The organism is Brachybacterium subflavum, assembly GCF_009299795.1.
In the GTDB taxonomy this organism is placed as follows: Bacteria; Actinomycetota; Actinomycetes; order Actinomycetales; family Dermabacteraceae; genus Brachybacterium; species Brachybacterium subflavum.
The window spans coordinates 679393-699015 of record NZ_VIGP01000001.1 but is presented as its reverse complement, the minus strand read 5'-3'; the positions used below and the strand labels follow the sequence as shown (position 1 = coordinate 699015).

10 protein-coding genes are annotated in these 19623 nt (G+C 73.8%); 7 read left to right on the top strand and 3 right to left on the bottom strand.

Annotated features, from left to right (window positions below; all coding sequences use genetic code 11):
- Positions 1–91 precede the first annotated feature (91 nt).
- The 7 genes from FHG10_RS03030 (at position 92) to FHG10_RS03000 (ending at position 17215) form a co-directional block, all read left to right on the top strand.
- Positions 92–3457 carry a DEAD/DEAH box helicase gene (locus FHG10_RS03030; protein WP_152351828.1) on the top strand — a complete coding sequence of 1122 codons (3366 nt, stop codon included), beginning with the start codon at positions 92–94 and terminating at the stop codon, positions 3455–3457.
- Positions 3458–3643: 186 nt separating this feature from the next.
- The gene (locus FHG10_RS03025) at positions 3644–3856 is read left to right on the top strand and encodes a hypothetical protein (protein WP_152351827.1); all 213 of its coding nucleotides are present in this window, start codon (positions 3644–3646) and stop codon (positions 3854–3856) included.
- 61 nt (positions 3857–3917) lie between these two features.
- Positions 3918–14507, top strand: coding sequence for a non-ribosomal peptide synthetase (locus tag FHG10_RS03020; RefSeq protein WP_227488017.1), 10590 nt, complete (start codon positions 3918–3920; stop codon positions 14505–14507).
- Entirely contained in the window at positions 14504–14719 is a 216-nt protein-coding gene (locus tag FHG10_RS03015; RefSeq protein ID WP_152351825.1) for an MbtH family protein, read from the top strand. Before FHG10_RS03020 ends, FHG10_RS03015 begins: the two co-directional genes overlap by 4 nt.
- Positions 14716–15699: an ATP-binding cassette domain-containing protein gene (locus FHG10_RS03010; protein WP_152351824.1), complete on the top strand. Its 984-nt coding sequence runs from the start codon at positions 14716–14718 to the stop codon at positions 15697–15699. Before FHG10_RS03015 ends, FHG10_RS03010 begins: the two co-directional genes overlap by 4 nt.
- The gene (locus FHG10_RS03005; RefSeq protein ID WP_152351823.1) at positions 15696–16493 is read left to right on the top strand and encodes an ABC transporter permease; all 798 of its coding nucleotides are present in this window, start codon (positions 15696–15698) and stop codon (positions 16491–16493) included. The genes FHG10_RS03010 and FHG10_RS03005 overlap by 4 nt, the downstream gene beginning before the upstream one ends.
- Complete coding sequence (locus FHG10_RS03000) at positions 16490–17215, top strand: 4'-phosphopantetheinyl transferase family protein (RefSeq protein ID WP_193636174.1); 726 nt, start codon at positions 16490–16492, stop codon at positions 17213–17215. The genes FHG10_RS03005 and FHG10_RS03000 overlap by 4 nt, the downstream gene beginning before the upstream one ends.
- Positions 17216–17346: 131 nt before the next feature.
- Here FHG10_RS03000 and rpsI read toward each other — a convergent pair whose 3' ends face one another.
- The 3 genes from rpsI to truA form a co-directional block, all read right to left on the bottom strand.
- Positions 17347–17838 carry a 30S ribosomal protein S9 gene (gene rpsI, locus FHG10_RS02995; RefSeq protein ID WP_152351821.1) on the bottom strand — a complete coding sequence of 164 codons (492 nt, stop codon included), beginning with the start codon at positions 17836–17838 and terminating at the stop codon, positions 17347–17349.
- A gap of 51 nt (positions 17839–17889) precedes the next feature.
- Entirely contained in the window at positions 17890–18333 is a 444-nt protein-coding gene (gene rplM / locus FHG10_RS02990) for a 50S ribosomal protein L13 (protein ID WP_152351820.1), read from the bottom strand.
- 393 nt (positions 18334–18726) lie between these two features.
- Positions 18727–19581, bottom strand: a complete 855-nt coding sequence (gene truA, locus FHG10_RS02985) for a tRNA pseudouridine(38-40) synthase TruA (protein WP_152351819.1) — start codon at positions 19579–19581, stop codon at positions 18727–18729.
- Between the last annotated feature and the right edge of the window lie 42 nt (positions 19582–19623).

The following is a 19623-nucleotide window of genomic DNA, read 5'->3' as shown; positions in this document are numbered from 1 at the left end:
CTCGCGGTCCTCTGGGCGACGCCCCCGACGTGGCGCGTCGCTCGCTGTGGACGGGCGCCGCGGGAGCCCGTGCGGCAGTAGCCTGGAGGGTATGCCCACTGCGGACCTGCTGCCCCACGTGCCGCCCACGGTGATCACCCACCAGGTGGGGAGCCGGGCCGCGGGCCACGGCCTCGCCTACGCCCGTGAGGGCCGCGTCGAGGATCTGGTCTGGGACGTCGACAGCGGGACCGTCACGGCCGACGTCCAGGGCAGCGCGGGCTCCCCCTATCGCACGGTCGTCACCCTCGCCGAGTACGAGGAGGACGCGGTCTCCCGCCGCTTCCTGCCCGCCGAGCCGGGGGGCCTGTGGCGTCCCCGCCGCTCCCGCTGCTCGTGCCCGATCGGCGCGGACTGCAAGCACGTCGCCGCGGTGCTCTACCACCTCGACGACCTCGGCGCGGCCGAGGAGAGGCGCGAGACGCCCGCCGAGTGGCGCAGCGTGCTGCGCCCCCTGCTCACCGAGTCCCCGAGCGAGGAGGTCCCCCAGCCCCTCGCCATCCGCTTCGACCTCGAGGTCTCGCGGGTGGGTCCCGGGGTCTCCCGCCTGCGCCGCGAGACCGCGACCCCCGCGCTGCTCGCCGAGGGCGGCGATCTCTGGCTGGGCCTGCGGCCGATGACGATGGGGCGCAAGGGCACCTGGATCAAGGGCGGGCTCTCCTGGCGCACCTTCGAGTTCCGGATGGCCGGACGCGCCTACCACACGGGCCACGCCGAGGCCCTGACCCGCATGTTCGCCTCCGCCACGGCCGAGCGCTCGTACGCGAGCGGTTCGATCGAGCACCTCTGGCTGAACTCCATCGGCTCCCCGCTGATCTGGCAGTCCCTCGCGTACGCGCGCGACGCCGGCGTCGAGTTCCTGCCGGGCGACGGCCTGCGCGCGATCGAGCTCGCGTCCGTCGGCGCGGTCGAGGTGGACCTGCGCATCCCCGAGGGCGGCAGCGACCTCCAGGTCCTCCCCCGCATCACCCTCGAGGGCCAGGACGTCGCGCAGGCCCGGCCGCTGGGCACCGCGGGCGTGATCGCCCTGGACGACCCCTCGGCGCCGACGGACGACGGCTCGCGCCCGCGCGCCACGGGCTTCTCGGCGCGCATCGCGCCCGTCGGCTCCCCGATCCCGACGGCCCTGCAGCGCCTCTTCCAGCGGCCCGAGCCGCTCGTCGTGCCCGGAGAGGACCGCGAGGACTTCCTCGAGGACGCGTACCCGCGCCTGCGCACGGTCACGCGCGTGACCAGCAGCGACGGCAGCGTCGAGATGCCGGCGATCGAGCCCGCGACCCTGCACCTGGCCGCCGCCTACGCCCCCGAGGACCGCCTCTCGCTCACCTGGACCTGGCGCTACCACGACCCCGCCCGCACCCTGCCCATGGACCAGCGCCAGGGCGTGCGCCGCGACGTGGCCCACGAGGACGAGGTGCTCGCCCGGGTGAGGACGCTGTGGCCGACGGCCGGCGGCGACGCCCCCGAGCAGCTGAGCGGCCCGGACACGGCCCGCTTCTCCGAGCACGTGCTCGACGAGCTCGGCGGTCTGCCGCACGTGCGCACCGAGATCGTCGGCACCCGCCACGCCTACCGCGAGCTCGACGGCGCCCCGAAGGTGCGCATCACCCAGCAGCAGTCCCCCGGCAAGCACGACTGGTTCGACCTGGGCTTCGAGATCACCATCGACGGCCGGCAGATCCCCTTCCCCACCCTGTTCGTCGCGCTCGCGCAGGGCAGGACCCGGATCATGCTCCCGGACAAGACGTACTTCTCCCTGGACAACCCCGCCTTCGACGCCCTGCGCGAGCTCATCGCCGAGGGCGAGGCCCTCGCCGAGTGGGACCCGCAGCAGCAGTCCATCAGCCGCTTCCAGGTCGGCATGTGGGAGGACCTCGAGGAGATCGCGGAGTCCGCCGAGGCGAGCGCGGAGTGGGAGCGCACCGTCGGCGCCCTGCAGGACACGGGCGACCTGACCCCGCCCCCGCTCCCCCACGCCCTCACGGCTGACCTGCGCGACTACCAGCGCGACGGCTACTCCTGGCTCGCCTTCCTCTTCCATCACGGGCTGGGCGGGGTGCTGGCCGACGACATGGGCCTGGGCAAGACCGTGCAGACCCTGGCCCTCATCGCCCACGCGCGCGAGAGCGCTCCGGTCGTCGTCGACGGGGCCGACGGCTCGGTCTCCGACGCGCCGCCGCCGTTCCTCGTCGTCGCCCCCTCCTCCGTGCTCCCGGTGTGGCGGGCCGAGGCCGAGCGCTTCGCCCCGGACCTCGACGTGCGGATCGTCGACCGCACGTCCCGCGCCCGCGGCGAGGACCTCGCCGAGACGGTCCGCGGCGCGGACCTCGTGGTCACGAGCTACACCGTGCTGCGCATCGATGACGACGAGTTCGCGCGCGAGCAGTTCCAGGGGCTCGTGCTCGACGAGGCGCAGTTCGTGAAGAACCGCCGTTCGCGCACGCACCAGGCGGCGAAGAACGTGCGCGCCTCGTTCCACCTCGCGATCACCGGCACCCCGATGGAGAACTCCCTGGACGACCTGTGGTCGATCCTCGAGATCGCCGCGCCCGGCCTGCTGGGCCCCGCCATCGGGTTCCGCCAGCGCTTCACCCTGCCCATCGAGAGCGGCGAGCACCCCGAGCGGATGGACGTGCTGCGCTCCCGGCTGCGGCCGTTCATGCTGCGGCGCACCAAGGAGATGGTCGCCTCCGAGCTCCCCGAGAAGCAGGAGCAGGTCGTGAAGGTCGAGCTGGGCCCCGAGCACAGGGCGCTCTACGACTCGGTGCTCCAGCGCGAGCGCAAGAAGGTGCTCGGCCTCATCGACACGGACCTCGATCGCAATCGCTTCATCGTCTTCCGCTCCCTGACGCTGCTGCGGATGATGGCGCTGGACCCGTCGATCGTCGACGCCGAGGCCCACGGCGACGTGCCGAGCTCGAAGCTCGAGGCGCTCTTCGACCGTCTCGAGGAGGTCCTGGGCGACGGCCACCGGGTACTGCTGTTCAGCCAGTTCACCTCCCACCTGCGGCACGTGGCCGACGAGCTCACGATGCGAGGGGTCGACTTCAGCTACCTGGACGGCTCGACCCGCGATCGCGACGCCGCCGTGCGGGAGTTCCGCGAGGGCGATGCGCCGGTCTTCCTCATCTCGCTGAAGGCGGGCGGCTTCGGCCTGACCCTCACGGAGGCCGACTACGTGTTCCTGCTGGATCCGTGGTGGAACCCGGCGGCGGAGAACCAGGCCGTCGATCGCGCCCACCGCATCGGCCAGGAGCGCCGGGTGATGGTGTTCCGGATGGTCGCCGAGGACACGATCGAGGAGAAGGTCCTCGCCCTGCAGCAGCGCAAGGCAGCCCTCTTCGACTCCCTGACCGACGGCGGGAAGGCGTTCCGCTCGGGGATCACCGCGCAGGACATCCGCGAGCTGCTGAGCTAGTCCCCGGCTTCCACCGCCTCGGGACCCACCCGGCGATCAGGCCGGGCCCCGGCCTGATCGCGGGATGCCGTCGTCCCTCCGCATCTCGGACCAATCCGCCTGCGCGAGGCTTCCGAACCCGTGGTGTCCGGCGCGGCGCCGCCGCACGGGCCAGGACCGGATCCCGACGCCGAGGAGGCACCGCTCATGTTCCACCGTTTCCGTCGCACCACCCTCACCGCTGCGGTCCTCGCGCTCGTGGGCATGGGCCTCGCCGTGCCCGCTGCGAACGCCGAGGAGACCGCGCCCGACGAGACCGCTGCGTCGAGCTCCCTCGTCCAGGGGCCTCTGATCGACGGGCCCCTCATCGACATCGACGGTCTGCTCGAGACGCTCCAGCTGGGCCAGTTCCAGCAGTGAGGGGAGCACCGGGCACGTCGACACACTCCCACAGCGTCACGAGGAGCACGCCCCTGTGAGGATGCGCAGGAACATCGCCCCCGAGTCACCCGAGCGGATCCCGCTCACGCCCGCCCAGCGCGGCATCTGGTACGCGCAGAAGCTGGATCCGGGGAACCCCTCGTTCCAGATCGGGCAGTACCTCGACCTCGAGGGCCCCATCGACCCCCTCCTGCTGAACATCGCCCTGGTGAAGGCGGCCGCGGACCTCGACGCGCTGAGCATGCGGATCCTGGAGGACGAGGACGGGCCGTTCGGAGAGATCCATCGGCCGCGACCCGGTGAGCACCTCGTGGAGGTCCGCGATCTCACGCACCTCCCGCGCCACGAGGCGGAGGAGATCGCGCACGCGGTCATGGACCGCGAGATGTCCACCGCCCGCACCATGGACGGCGGGGACCTCCTGGGGGCGACCCTGTTCCACGTCGGCGAGCGCCGGTCGCTCTTCTTCCTGCGCGTCCACCACGTGCTGATCGACGGATACTCGGCCGTGGTCGCCCTGCGCTACATCGCCGGGGCCTACTCGAGGCTGGCCCGCCTCATCCCCGGGACGCACGTCCCCCGAGCGCTCGCACCGGCGCTCGCCCGCGTCGGGGCGAGCTTCCCCTCGCCGCTGCCCGCCCTGGTGGACCTCCACCGGGAGCTGCGCGACTACGAGGCCTCCGACCAGCACGCGGCCGACGCCGAGCACTGGGAGCGGGCGATCGCCCGCGAGGCGCCCCCGGTGGGTCTCGAGGGCCGTTCCGACGGCATCGCCCGCGACGTGGTCCGGATCGACGTGCCCCTCGGCTCCGAGCGCGCACGCCGCCTGGCTCGACTCGACCGGGAGCTGCCCAAGACGCTCATCGCCTCGGTCGCCGTCTACCTGTCCCGGATGACCGGGGCCGAGGTCGTCCCCGTCGGGCTGCCCGTCACCGCCAGGCGGGGACGCATCGCCCGGACCACTCCCTCCATGCTCTCCAGCGTCCTGCCGCTGCGGATCCCGGTATCGCCCTCCGACACCCTGGCGACCGTGGTCTCCGGAACGGGACGGATCGTCCGCGATGCGGTCGCCCACCAGCGCTTCCGCATCGAGAACATCGACGACGCGCCGGCCGATCCCGGCCCCTCGGTGAACCTGCTGCCCGTCATCGACGAACTCCGCTTCGGGAGCGCGCGGGGAACGGTGCACATCCTCTCGACCGGCCCCGTGCGGGATCTGTCCATCGTCCTCGGCGATCCCCGCCGCGAGGCCTCCGACCCCGTGCTGCGGATGGAGGGCGACGCCGACCTGCACACGGTCGAGTCCCTGTCGAGGCACGGGGACCGGATCCTGCGTCTGATCGACGCCACTCTCGAGGCGCCCGCCGCGACGACCGTCGCCGCCGCGCCGGTGGTCGGCGCCGCCGAGCGGGAGCGGCTCCTGGACGGGGGCAGAGGCTCCCGGGATCCCGTGTCCCCGGGGACGCTCCTGGACTCCGCCGGCGCCACCCTGCGCGCCCGCGGCGAGCAGCTCGCGGTCACCGCACCCGACGGCGAGCTCAGCTTCCGCGAGCTCGACGTCCGCGCGACGCTGATGGCGCGCCATCTGGTCCGCGAGGGCGTCCGTCCGGGCGATCGGGTGGCCGTGAGGATCGGCCGCACGGTCGAGCTCCCGGTGCTGGTCCTGGGCATCCTGCGGGCAGGGGGCGCCTTCATGCCCCTGGACCCTGCCTACCCCGTCGGCCGGGTGGCGGACATGATCAGCGATGCCGAGCCCGCCGCGCTGCTGACGACGTCGCAGCAGCTGGCCCGCGACCGGGAGGACGGGGCCGCGTTCGACGTCCCGACCACTGTGATCGACACCGACACCGCGACCTGGTGCCGCCGGGCGGAGGATTCGACGCCCCTTCCCGCGGTCGGCCCGGACGACCTCGCCTACGTCATCTTCACGTCGGGCAGCACCGGGCGCCCGAAAGGGGTCGCCGTCGAGCACATGTCCCTGCATGCCCTGCACGAGCACCATCGACGCACGTGGCACGACCCGGCCTCCCAGCGGCTCGGGCGGCCCGTGCGCGCCGCCCACACCGCCGGGCTCTCCTTCGACGCCTCCTGGGACCCGCTGCTGTGGCTGATCTCCGGCCATGAGCTCCACATCGTCGACGACGAGACCCGCCGGGACCCCGAGCGCCTCGCCGCCCTCCTGGACCGGGAGCGGATCGATGCTCTCGAGACCACCCCCTCCTTCGCCGAGGCGCTGATCGACGCCGGGATGCTGGACCGCGAGCACCGGCCGAGCGAGATCGCCCTGGGCGGCGAGGCCGTGGGCGAGGAGCTCTGGGCCGCTCTCGCGGCCCGTGACGACGTGCATGCCGTGAACCTCTACGGGCCCACCGAGTCGACGGTGGACAGCATGGTCGCCCCCATCGCGACCGGCCGCCGCCCGCATCTCGGCGCTTCCGTGGGCGGCAGCCGCCACTACGTCCTCGACGCCGCGCTGTCCCCGGTCCCCGACCGTGGGGTGGGCGAGCTGTATCTGGCGGGGCACGGGGTCGCACGGGGATACATCGGCCGACCGGACCTGGACGCCCAGCGCTTCGTCGCCGACCCCTTCGCCGCCGACGGCTCCCGGATGTACCGCACGGGCGACCGGGTCAGGCGCCGCCATGACGGCACGCTGAGGTTCCTCGGACGCACCGACGACCAGGTGAAGATCCGCGGCTACAGGGTCGAGCTGGACGAGGTCGAGGCCGCTCTGCGCCGGCAGGAGGGCGTCGTGGCCGCCGCGGCGATCGTCCGCGGGGACGGGCCGTCCGCGCGGCTCATCGGCTACGTGTCGACCGGCGGGACCGGATCCTCGGCCGGCCCCGGCGCCGGTGAGGGAGCCGAGGCAGCGGAGTCGATCCGCGGCGCTCTGCGCGAGCACCTTCCCGACTACATGGTGCCCGCGGTGGTTCTGGCGCTGCCCCGGCTCCCGGCCACGGCCAACGGGAAGATCGACCGCTCCGGCCTGCCCGATCCCGCCACGGTCACCGGCGGCGGCGCCTCCCGCCCTCCCCGGTCCGCCGCCGAGCGCGCCGTGGCCGCCGGCTTCGGCGCCGTCCTGGAGCGCACCGACATCGGCGTCGACGAGGACTTCTTCGCCGCCGGCGGCCACTCCCTGCTGGCCACGAGGCTCGCCTCCCGGCTCAGCGCCGACCTCGATCGAGCCGTCACCGTGCGGGACGTCTTCGAGCACCCGACGGTCGCCGCCCTCGCCCGCGCCCTGCAGGACTCCCCCGGCGCGGCCGTCCCCCCGCGCCCCGAGCGCGGCGCGCGCCCCGATCCGGTCCCGGCCTCCCCCAACCAGCGCCGCCTGTGGTTCCTCCACCAGCTGGAGCCGGACTCGGCCGCCTACGCGGTCCCGATCGTGCTGCACCTCGAAGGAGCCCTCGACGTCGGCGCTCTGAGGGCGGCCCTCGACGACGTGATCTCCCGCCACGAGCCCCTGCGCACCCTCCTGCCCGCGGAGCACGGCGAACCCGTCCAGCGGATCCTCCCCGCCGATCAGGTGCCCTCGCCCCTCCTCTGCGTCGAGGTGCCGCCGGCCCGGGTGGACGCCGTCATCGCGACGGAGACCCGGCGTCCCTTCGATCTCACCCGGGAGATCCCGCTGCGCGCCGTGCTGCTGCGCTCCGCCGCGGACCGCGCGACCCTCGTGATCACGATGCATCACATCGCGACCGACGGCTGGTCCCTGGCCCCGTTCGCCCGTGACCTCGGCGACGCGTACGCGGCGCGGCACGAGGGACGGGCCCCCCATCTGCCGCCGCTCCCCGTGGACTTCGCGGATGCTGCCGTCTGGCATCAGGACCGGCTCGGCGACACCGAGGACCCCCACAGCCAGCGCGCGACCCTCACGGCGTTCTGGGAGCGGACCCTCGCGGGCGCGCCCCCGGAGATCTCCCTGCCTCGCGATCGCCCCCGCGGGGCCGCGAACCCGGGGGACACGGCCCAGCAGGGCCTCGGCGAGATCCGCCTCGACCTGTCCCCACGGCGCCACGCCGCCGTGCGCGAGCTCGCCGCCGCGCACCGCACCAGCCTGTTCATCGTGCTGCACACGGCCCTGGCCGCGGCGCTGCATCAGCACGGGACCGGCGATGACGTGGTGCTCGGGACCCCTGTCGCCGGGCGCGGCGACGCCCGGCTGGAGGACCTCGTCGGATTCTTCGTGAACACCGTCGCGCTGCGCACCTCGCTGCACGGCGACCCGCGCCTCGACGAGCTCCTCGAGCGCGTCCGCGCCGCGAACACCGACGCGTACGCGCACCAGGACCTCCCCTTCGACGCCGTCGTCGACGCCGTCCGCCCTCCGCGGAGCCCCGACCGCCCTCCTCTCGTGCAGGTGCTGCTGACGCTCCAGAACGCACCGGCGGCCCGGCTCGACCTGCCGGGCGTCGACGTCGACGTCCCCGCCCCCTCCACGAGCTCAGGGGTCAAGGCCGATCTCCTGATCGACGTCACCGCCCCGGAGGGCGAGGACGGCCCGCTCACCGTGGCGCTCGGCTTCGACCGGGCACTGTTCGACGCCCCCACCGTCGAGAGGATGCGCGACTCGCTGGAGCGCGTGCTCGCACAGCTCGTGACGGACCCGTCGACCCGCCTGAGCGATCTCCCCACCGCCTCGCCCGCCGAGCTGCGCGCCCTGACGGCACGCGACCGCGGCCCGGAGCTCAGCGCGCCCCTCACGATCCTGGAGCGTCTCGCCGCCGCCGCATGGACCCGGCCGCAGGGCCCCCAGGAACCCGCGCTGGTCGACGCCCATGGTGCGCTCACGGCGGCGGAGCTGCTCGCGCGCGTCGAGGAGGTCGCAGTGGGACTGGCCGGGATCGGGATCGCGCGGGGCGACCGGGTCGCTCTCGCCCTCCCGCGCGACAGGGACGCCATCGTCGTCCTGCTCGGCGTGCTCCGGGCCGGCGCCGTCGCCGTCCCGCTGGACGCCTCCCACCCCGATGCGCGCCTCGCACGCGTGCTGACCTCAGCGGACCCGCGGGTCCTGCTCGTCAGCGATGTCCCGCGGTTCCGCGCTCTCCGTCAGGAGGTGTCTCGCCCGGCCGACGGCTCCGAGGGAGTCGACGGGTCGGCCGGGTCGGCCGGTCAGACCGACCCCGGCGCGACGATGATCGTCCTCGCGCCGGGTGATCTGCCGTCGGACGGATCGGCTCCCGCGCAGCCGGGCATCGAGGACACGGCCTACCTGGTCCACACCTCCGGGACGACCGGTGATCCCAAGGGCGTGCAGGTCTCGCACGCCGCGCTCGGCATCCTTCTGCGTCACCACGAGAGGACGCTCATCGGCCCCCTGCGGGGCCGTCTGGGCCGAGCACCCCGGATGCTGCACGTCTCGGGCCTCGCCTTCGACGCCGCCTGGGACCCGGTCCTCTGGCTGGTCGCCGGCAGCACGCTGATCATGGCGGACGGGGACGTCCAGGCCGACGCCGAGGCGGTCCTCGACGCGATCGCCCGCGAGCGCATCGACGTGCTCGAGACGACCCCCTCGTACGCGACGCGGCTCGTCGAGGCCGGCCTCGAGGACGCCGTGCTCAGCGGGTCCGGCTCCCTGCTGCTGGCGCTCGGCGGCGAGGCCGTCCCTCCGTCCCTCTGGGACCTGATCGCCCGCAGCGAGGTCCTCGAGGGGCGGAACCTGTACGGCCCGAGCGAGGCCACCGTCGACGCCCTGGTCGCGCCGATCCGCTCCGGGGACGTGGTCCTCGGGCGCCCCGTCGACGGGGTCGCGATCCGCGTGCTCGACGATCTGCTGCGTCCCGTCCCCGCCGGTGTCGAGGGGGAGCTCTACCTCTCGGGCGCGACCCTCGCCGACGGCTACCGCGGCCGCTCCGCGGAGACCGCCTCCCGCTTCATCGCCGACCCCACCGGCGACGGCGAGCGGATGTACCGCACGGGCGACGTGGTCCGCCGTGGCGCCGACGGCTCGCTGCGCTTCGTGCGCCGCACGGACGGCCAGGTCAAACTGCGGGGCTACCGCATCGAGACCGGGGACGTCGAGAGCGCCCTGGAGCGCTCTGCCGGCGTGCGCGCCGCCGTCGTCCGGGTGGTGGCGCCCGGCGGGGAGGGCACGGAGCGGATCGCCGCCTGGGTCAGCGGTGAGGCCGACCCGGAGGAGGTGCGCCGGAGCGCCCGGGACGAGCTGCCCGCCTACATGGTCCCGACGAGCGTGCTCGTCCTCCCGGAGCTGCCGCTGAACGCGAACGGCAAGGTCGACGTCCCGGCGCTCCCGGATCCCCAGCGTTCCGCAGACCCGCATCGCGGTCCTCGCGACGAGGCCGAGCAGCGGATGTGCCACGTGCTGGCAGAGGTGCTCGCCGTGACGGAGCCCGGCCCGGACGAGGACTTCTTCGAGCTGGGGGGCCACTCGCTCCTCGCCGTCCGCCTCGTCGGCAGGATCCGGGAGGAGTTCGGCGCGGCGCTCCCCGTGCGTGCAGTCTTCGATCACCCCACCGCGGCACAGCTGCTGGCCGACGTGAGGGCGCAGGGGGCCGGGACCGAGGGCGTGGCCCCGCGGCACCAGAACTCGTCCGATGCCCAGTCCTCGGGTGAGGGCACCGCCGTGTCGGGGCGGCTGCGGGAGTGGGTGCGGGACCATCCGCGCCCTCGCGACGAGGAGCTCCCGCTCTCTCCCGACCAGGAGCGCCTGTGGTTCCTGCACCGCCTCGACCCCTCGTCGGCCGAGTACACGGTGCTGCTCGAGTGCGACCTCGAGGGGGACCTCGACGTCGAGGCGCTCGGCGGCGCGATCGACGATCTCGTGGCCCGCCACGAGATCCTGCGCACCGTCTTCCCCGAGGTGGAGGGCCGAGGAGTCCAGCGCGTCCTCGACCCGCCCGTCGGCATCCTCCAGGACGGCCCGATCGACGTCACCGCGGGATTCGACCTCGCCGCGCGGATCCCCCTGCGCGCCGGGCTGGAACGGACGGGCGCCGAACGCTGGCACCTGACCCTCGCCATCCACCACATCGCGACCGACGGTGCCTCGCTGAGACCGCTCACGCGCGACCTGTCCACGGCCTACAGCGCCCGCTCCGGCGGCATGCGCTCGGCGATCCGCCCCCTCGCCGTGCAGTTCGCCGATCACGCCCGTCACCAGCGCATGCGCCACGCCGAGGACCCGGCGCAGGACCCTCGTCCCGCCGCCTGGGCGGATCGGCTCGAGGGTGCACCCGAGGAGCTGGACCTGCCTGCGGACGGCCAGCGGGGAGAGGCCGGCACCCGTCCCGCGCACTCCCTGGTCTTCACGATCCCCGCCGAGGTCGCCGCGCCTCTCCTGCATCAGGGACGCGCCGCCGGCGGCACCGGGTTCCACACCTGGCTCGCCGCTCTCGTCTCCTATCTGCAGCGCATCGGGGCTGGCGACGACATCGTGATCGGGGCGCCCTCCGCCGGGCGGGACGACCCCGACCTCGCCGACCTCGTCGGGTTCTTCGTCACCACTCTTCCGCTCCGGATGCAGGTCGACGGGGCCATGACGTTCGGCGACGTGGTGGGGCGCGCCCGCGAGGCCGCTCTGGCCGCGATGGAGGACGACGGCATCCCCTTCGAGCGCATCGTCGAGGCCGTGGCCCCTGCACGCCGGTTCGGACGTCATCCGCTGTTCCAGACCATGCTCTCCCTCGAGGAGACGGACGGGGCCGTCCTGGACCTGCCGGGCGTCGCCGTCACCCGCGGTGACCCCGAGACGACGGGCGCGGCCAAGGTCGACCTCTCGTTCACGCTCCGACCGGACGCCGAGGGCGGCATGGAAGGGATCCTCGAGTACGACGCCGAGCTGTTCAGCGACCTGGCCGCTCGCGGTCTCATCGACCGCTGGCTCACCTTCCTCGGCGGCATCGCCGGGGACCCCGGGTCGCGCGTCGACAGGATCCCCGCGGGGCCGCCGTCGACGCCTCTGACCCCCTGGCCCGCGACGGCACCCGCGCAGAGCGTGCTCGCGGCTCTCGCGGACTCCGCCGCCTCGCGCCCGGACGCGTCGGCGCTCGTCGGCCCGGATCGAGCCCTGACGACCGCCGAGCTCGCCGCTCGCGTCGACGGGATCGCCGGAGGCCTCCGCGCCGCCGGCGTCGGGACCGGGGACCGCGTCGCTCTGGCCGTGCGTCGCGGCAGCGACTCCGTGGCCGGGATGCTCGGCATCTGGAGGGCGGGCGGGGTCGCGGTCCCGCTCGACATCGGCCTGCCCGCCGAGCGGGTCATGGCCATGATGAGGGCATCGGCGCCACGCCTTCTGCTGCACGCCGGGCATGCAGACGAGCAGGACGCCGCGGCGAGCGCGCGTGCGTCGGGGCTCGACGCCGACCGCATCCTGCCGATCGACGCCCTCCCCGCCGGGGAGCCTCCGCAGCACCTGCCGGGACCCGAGGACGGCGCCTACATCATCTTCACCTCGGGCACCACCGGGACGCCGAAGGGCGTCCGGGTTCCCCACCGTGCCCTCACGCGACTCCTGACCAGCCACCGCTCGACTCTTCTCCCCGATCCCGCACGCCGCCGAGCACGGCTCGCCCACACCACGGGAGTCGGCTTCGACGCCTCGCTCGATCCCGTCCTGTGGTGCGTCGCGGGGCACGAGGTCCACGTGGTCGACGACCTCGTGCGCAGGGACCCCGAGGCCCTTGTCTCCCTGTTCGCGCGGGAGCGGATCGACGCCTGGGAGGCCACTCCGGGCCATGTCGACGCCCTGCGCGGGCAGACCGGGCTCACGGACCTGCTCGATGGCCGGGACCCGGAGGATCCTTTCCTCCTGCTGCTGGGCGGGGAGCCCGTCGACCCCGGTCTGTGGGACTGGGTGCGCGAGCGCCACGCGGTCCAGGGGTGGAACCTCTACGGACCCACCGAGGCAGGGGTCGACACCCTGGTCGCTCCCCTCGCCGACAGCATGCGGCCCGTCCTCGGAGCACCCACCTGCGGAACCGTCGCCCGGGTCCTGGACGCGGGTCTGCGTCCGGTGCCCGTCGGCAGCATCGGCGAGCTCTGGCTCAGCGGCCCTCAGCTCGCCGACGGATACCTCGGCGATCCGGCCGCGACCGCCGGGCGCTTCGTCGCCGACCCGTTCGCGGGGGACGGCAGCCGCATGTACCGCACTGGTGATCTCGTCTCCGTGCGGGACGCGGAACCGGGGCACAGAGCGCCCGTCATCGCCCTCGGGCGCATCGACGACCAGGTGAAGATCCGTGGACATCGGATCGAGCCCGGCGAGATCGCCGCCGTCATCACGGCGCAGGACACCGTCGCGCAGGCGGTCGTGCGCACGGTCGACGGCGCCCGCGGCACCGTACTCGCCGCGTGGGTGGTGCCGGCGCCCGGCGTGAAGGCCGAGGGCCTGCGGGATCGGCTCGAGCAGGCGCTCGCCGCGCGGCTTCCCGAGTACATGCTCCCTTCGGCGATCACCCCGATCCAGGACATCCCGCTGACGTCGAACGGCAAGGTGGACGCGCGCGCCCTTCCCGACCCGACATTCTCCGGCGGTGCGGGGCGCGCCCCGCGGCCGGGCACCGAGACCGTGATCGCCGAGGCCTTCGCCGACGTGCTGGAGGTCGAGGACGTCCGCGCTGACGACTCGTTCTTCGCACTGGGAGGGCACTCCTTCGTCGCCCGTCCCGCGACGGCGGCGATCGGCAGGGCGCTGGGGCGCGAGGTCCCGATCCACGCCCTCCTGCGCACCCCGACCGTGGCGGGACTCGCCGCGGCGCTCGACGCCGCCGAGCCCGCCACAGGGCCCGCGGCCGAGGACGACGCGCTCGGCGTCGTGCTGCCGCTGCGGCCCGACGGCCGGGGCGATCCGCTGTTCGCCGTCCATCCGGCCAGCGGTCTCGCGTGGGCCTTCTCCGGTCTCCTGCCCCATCTGAGCACGACCCGGCCGGTGATCGGGCTGCAGCTCCCGGGCCTCGCCCCGTCGGCCGACGAGGACGACGCGGCGGATGCCGACGAGACCATCGACGACCTGGTGGACCACTATGTGCGCGCCATCCGATCCGTCCAGAGTCACGGCCCGTACCACCTGCTGGGGTATTCGCTCGGAGGGCGCATCGCCCATCGGATCGCCGCCCGCCTGCAGAGCGCCGGCGAGGAGGTCGCACTCCTCGCGGTCCTCGACGCCTACCCGGGTCAGGACGCGCTGCACGGCGTCCGCGACGAGCAGGAGCGCTGGCGCGCCTTCCTCGACGCCCAGGGGACGCCGATACCGGAGGGCCGATTGGACGTCTCCACCGTCCTCGCGACCCTCAGGGCGGCCGGCAACACCCTGGGGAACGTCCCCGCCGCGGCGGCCCGGCGCATGGCGGCCCGCTTCCCGCAGGTGGCGGCGCTCCTGGACGACGCCGCGCTGCCGGTCGTCGACGGCGACCTGGAGCTGATCGAGGCCACCGCCCAGGTGCCGCAGGGCCGACCCGCACCGGAGGCGTGGGCTCAGTACGTGCGTGGCGCCGTGACCGTCGAGCAGGTCGCCTCACGGCATTCCGATCTCCTGTCCGATCCAGCGGCGCGCGAGGTCGCGGCGTGGCTCGACTCGATCCTCCCCGGCGCGGAATCGCACCGAACCGGATCGCCGAGCGCTCCGAACCACTCTCGAACCCGACCTGACGACGGCAGAGGAAGCGCACGATGACCAACCCCTTCGACGATCCCGACGGCACCTTCCGAGTTCTCGTGAACGAGCGCGGCCAGCACTCGCTGTGGCCGGAGTCCGCGGACCTCCCCCGCGGTTGGGTCGCGGTCTTCGGGCCCGGCTCGCGCGCCGACTGCCTCGGCCACGTCTCGGCCTCCTGGTCCGACATCACTCCCGCCCGGTCCGAGGACGGAGCGCGAGAGGCCTCGTGATCGCCCTGCACGGCCTCGTCAAGCGGTTCGGCGGGCGGACGGCACTGGACGGCGTCGACCTCGAGGTCCCCGCCGGCACGGTGCACGGCCTGCTGGGGCCCAACGGCGCGGGCAAGACCACGATCGTGCGGGTCCTGACGACGCTCCTCTCCCCGGACGCCGGCGACGCCCTCGTCGCCGGCCGCTCCGTGCGTTCGCATCCCGACGACGTGCGGCGCAGTCTCGGCGTCTCCGGCCAGTACGCCGCGGTCGACGAGCGCCTGACCGGCTTCGAGAACCTGCGGATGGTGGCACGGCTCTACGGCATGCCCCGGCGCACGGCCGTCGAGCGGGCCCGGGGACTACTGGCCGACTTCCGCCTCGAGGACGTCGCCGACACTCTGCTGGCCGGCCAGTACTCCGGTGGCATGCGCCGACGCCTCGACCTCGCCGGTGCGGTGATCGCGCGCCCGCCGGTGGTCATCCTCGACGAGCCCACGACGGGCCTGGACCCGCGAGGGCGGCGCGACACGTGGGATGCGGTGGACTCCCTCACGGCGGACGGGGTGACGGTCCTGCTGACCACCCAGTACCTGGAGGAGGCGGACCGGCTCGCCGACTCGATCTCGGTGATCGACCGGGGCCGCATCGTCGCGGAGGGGTCGGCCAGGGAGCTCAAGTCCCGCGCCGGGGGCTCGCGCATCGACGTCTCGTGCACGAGGGCCGACCAGGTGCGCACCGCCCGCGCGGCTCTCGCCCGGCACGGTCTCGAGGCCGACGCGGACGACCGCGGGCATCGGCTCACCCTGAGCACGGAGGAGGGCGTCGGCGGCCTCGGCCGCGTGCTCCGCGCTCTCGAGGAAGCAGGCATCGACGTCGAGGAGGCGTCCCTGCGACAGCCCACGCTCGACGAGGTCTTCCTCGCCCTGACCGGGGATCAGGAGTCGGGCGGCCGCCCGAGCGGCTCCCGGCGGTCGCCGGAATCGGAGCCGGCACGATGAGGGCCCTGAGGGCCTTCGGCGATGGCGGCGTCATCGCCCGGCGCAACCTCATCGGTCTGCGGCGCACGCCGGGCGCCCTCGTCACCGGGATCGCGCAACCGATCCTCTTTGTGCTCATCCTCGCCTTCGTGTTCGGTGGCGCGCTCGGCGGCGACCAGTACCGCGAGTTCCTGATCGGCGGGATCCTCGCGCAGACCCTCACCTTCAACTCGTCGTTCACCGCGGTGTACCTCGCGAAGGATCTGCAGTCCGGCCTGATCGACCGATTCCGCGCCCTTCCCATGTCGCGCGTCGGGGTCATCCTGGGCAGGACCGTCTCGGACCTCGCCACGAGCGCCATCTCGGTCCTCGTCATCCTCGTCTGCGGGCTCGCCATCGGCTGGCGACCCACCAGTGGGATCGGCTCGATCCTGCTCACCTGCGCCCTGCTGATGCTGTTCGCCTTCGCGGTCTCCTGGGTGGGTGCGCTGATCGCCCTGACGGCGCGCTCGGTGGAGGTCGCCCAGAGCGTGGGCCTGCTGTGGCTGTTCCCCGTGTGCTTCGTCTCGGGCGCGTTCGTCTCGGCCGACATGCTCCCCTCCGCGCTGCAGGCCGTCGCCCGCTGGAACCCCGTCACGGCGGTCGCGACCGCCGCACGAGACGGCTTCGGGAACTCGGCCCCTGCGGGCTTCGTGGCGCCCGGCGGCTGGCCGGCGGACCATCCCGCGCTCTACGCGACGCTGTGCTGCATCGCCCTCATCGCGGTGTTCGCGCCCCTGGCGGTCGTGCGCTATCGGAGCATCGGCCGTCGGTGATCGCCACCCTGCGGACCACGGTCGGCGCCGTCGCGGAGGCTGCGCTCCCCCTCGGCGGCCTGCCGTCGCTCGCCGCGCCCGAGGACCTCGTCGCAGCGGGCGCACGGCAAGGGGCCCATGCCGAGCGCACCCTGGCCGGTCGCGTCGCGCTGCGTCTTCTGCTCGCGCACGTGCTGGGCGCTCCTGCTGCGGAGGCGCCGCTGCTGCCGATCGATCGCACATGCGACGTGTGCGGCGAACCCCATGGCCGACCCAGGACCGCCGGTGCCTCTCTCTCCGGATCCACCTCCGGCCCGCATGTCCTCGTCGCCGTGGCGGCGTGCGAGGACGGCGCGAAGGAACCGCCTCCGCTCGGCGTGGACATCCAGGAGCTGCCGCGGGCGCTGTGGGACGGCTTCGACGCCGCGGTCCTGCACCCGGACGAGCACCTCACAGAACCCGCTGGTCCGCGGGCCCGCGTGGACCTGTGGACCCGCAAGGAGGCCGTCCTGAAGGCCGCGGGCGTCGGCCTCCGCATCGAACCGCACCGGCTCCGCCTCGTGCCCCGCCGGACGCGCGGCGTGCGGCAGTGGGCAGTGCACGAGTGCTCTCCCCGCCCGACCACCGGTCTCGTCGTCGAGGACCTGCCCGGGGAGGTCCCCTGTGCGCTCGCGACGCGCGCCGACATCCGTCGGCCCATGCGCGCGCACGACCTCGGCCCGCTCGTGCCCGCTGCACGATGACCGGCCCCAGGTGCACCGCTCCGCACGCGCAGCTCGTTCTCGCCGCCCGCACGGGTCCACCGTCGCCGGACGCACAGGACCCCGGCACCGAAGCGGTGCCGGGGTCCTGTGAGAAGACGTGATCGGGTCGATCAGCGCTTCGAGTACTGCGGGGCCTTGCGGGCCTTCTTGAGACCGGCCTTCTTGCGCTCGATGACGCGGGCGTCGCGGCTCAGGAAGCCGGCCTTCTTGAGCGCGGGACGGTTGTTGTCCCGGTCGATCTCGTTGAGCGCGCGGGCCACGCCCAGGCGCAGGGCGCCGGCCTGGCCGGAGGCGCCGCCGCCGTTGATGCGGGCGACGACGTCGAAGCGGCCCTGGAGGTCGAGCACCTTGAAGGGCTCGTTGACCTCCTGCTGGTGCACCTTGTTCGGGAAGTACTCCTCGAGGCTGCGGCCGTTCACGGTCCAGGTGCCGGTGCCGGGCACCAGGCGGACGCGGGCGACGGCCTGCTTGCGGCGACCGGTGCCGCCACCGGGGGCGGTGATCGACTGGCCGGTGCCGACAGCCGCCTCAGCGGTGGACTCGGTCGTGAAGTTGGTCGGGGTCTCGTCGAGGGTCTCGACGGTCTCGGTGGTCTCTGTCACGGTTCTCCTCAGTATGTTCCGTGCGGCAGGGCGAGCGCGGGGCGCGCCCGCTTACTGCGCCACCTGGTCGAAGGTGAATTCGGTGGGCTGCTGTGCCTTGTGGGGGTGCTCCGGGCCGGCGTAGACCTTGAGCTTCTTGGCCTGCTGGGTCGCCAGCTTGTTCTTCGGGAGCATCCCGCGGACAGCCTTCTCGACCGCGCGCTCGGGGTAGGTCTCGAGGAGCTCGGAGTAGGGGATGGCGCGGAGGCCGCCCGGGTAGCCGGAGTGGCGGTATGCCAGCTTGGCCTCGCGCTTGTTGCCGGTCAGGGCAACCTTGTCAGCGTTGATGATGATGACGAAGTCGCCTGCATCCACGTGGGGTGCGAAGACCGGCTTGTGCTTTCCCCGCAGGAGCTGAGCAGCCTGGGAAGCGAGCCGGCCGAGGACGACATCCGTTGCGTCGATGACGTACCAGGAGCGCTCGACATCGTCGGGCTTCGGGGTGAACGTACGCACTCGTGCCTTCTTCTCTCGTCGTGTGTGCCCCGCATGGATCAGGGGCGCGCGGATGCACGCCCCCGGGGGCACGATTCGATCTGGACCGTGGACACGCTTCCTTCGGTTAAAGCATGGCCGTCTCGTCGTGCCTGGACCCCGCCCCGTCGGTCGCGGGCCGCGGTGATGAAGCGCGGATCGCTGCTGACGGTGAGACCCTCGATGTGTGTGAGGAACCCTTCTCGCGCCGGCGTGAGCTTCGGCTGCGGTTCGGGTGCACATCTGGGCACGACGACTCGCCATGATAGCCGGGCGGGCAGAGGCCGGTCAATGCCGCCCGTGCCTGCCGACCTGCGGGAACGCTCGCTGTGGTCGATTCCACTCCGAGCTCTCGCCCGCGCGGTCGCCGGGCCGTCACCCGCGCAGCCGCCGAGCCGCCTCCGCCTGCGCGGCGAGATCGCCGTCGGCCGGGTACGCGACGCTCTCGAGCGTGAGCCCCTCCGGCGGCGCCATCGGGGCGGCGCCGGGCGCCGTGCGGGTCGCGGCCTCGCGGGTGCGGGCGCGCAGGATCTCGAGCGGCCAGTCGCTGCCCTGTCGGCCCTCGCCGACGGCGAGCATCGCGCCCACCAGGGAGCGCACCATGTGGTGGCAGAAGGCATCGGCCCTCACGGTCGCGACCACCAGGTGCTGGTCGCGCCTGCCCACGCCGGGGCGCTGCCAGGACAGCTCGCGCAGGGTGCGGATCGTGGTCGCCCCCTCGCGCGGGCGGCAGAAGGACAGGAAGTCGTGCTCGCCCAGGAGGGCGGCGCTCGCCTCCCCCATCGCGTCGACGTCGAGCGGGCGGCGATGGCGCAGCACGTCGCGCCGCAGCGGGTCGTGGACGAGCGGCCCGTCGGAGATGCGGTAGCGGTACGTCCGGGCGATCGCCCCGAAGCGCGCGTCGAAGGCCTCGGGGACCTCGCGCGCGGAGCGGACGACGACGTCCGGCGGCAGCACGCCGCCCAAGCGCGTGACGAGGGCGTCGGCGGGAGAGCGGTCGCTGCGCCCGGGGAGCGCGGCGACGGCCCGTTCCGGGAGGTCGAGGTGGGTGACCTGCCCCTGGGCGTGGACCCCCGCGTCGGTGCGTCCGGCGACGGTGACCCGGAGGTCCGTGCGCGTCACGCGCTGCAGCGCCTCCTCGAGCACTCCCTGCACGGTGCGCTGACCCGGCTGGGCGGCCCATCCGTGGAAGTCGGTGCCGTCGTAGGCGAGATCGAGGCGCAGACGCATGGGATCGAGCGTAGTCGTCCCGGTCGGGGCCGCGATCCCGGC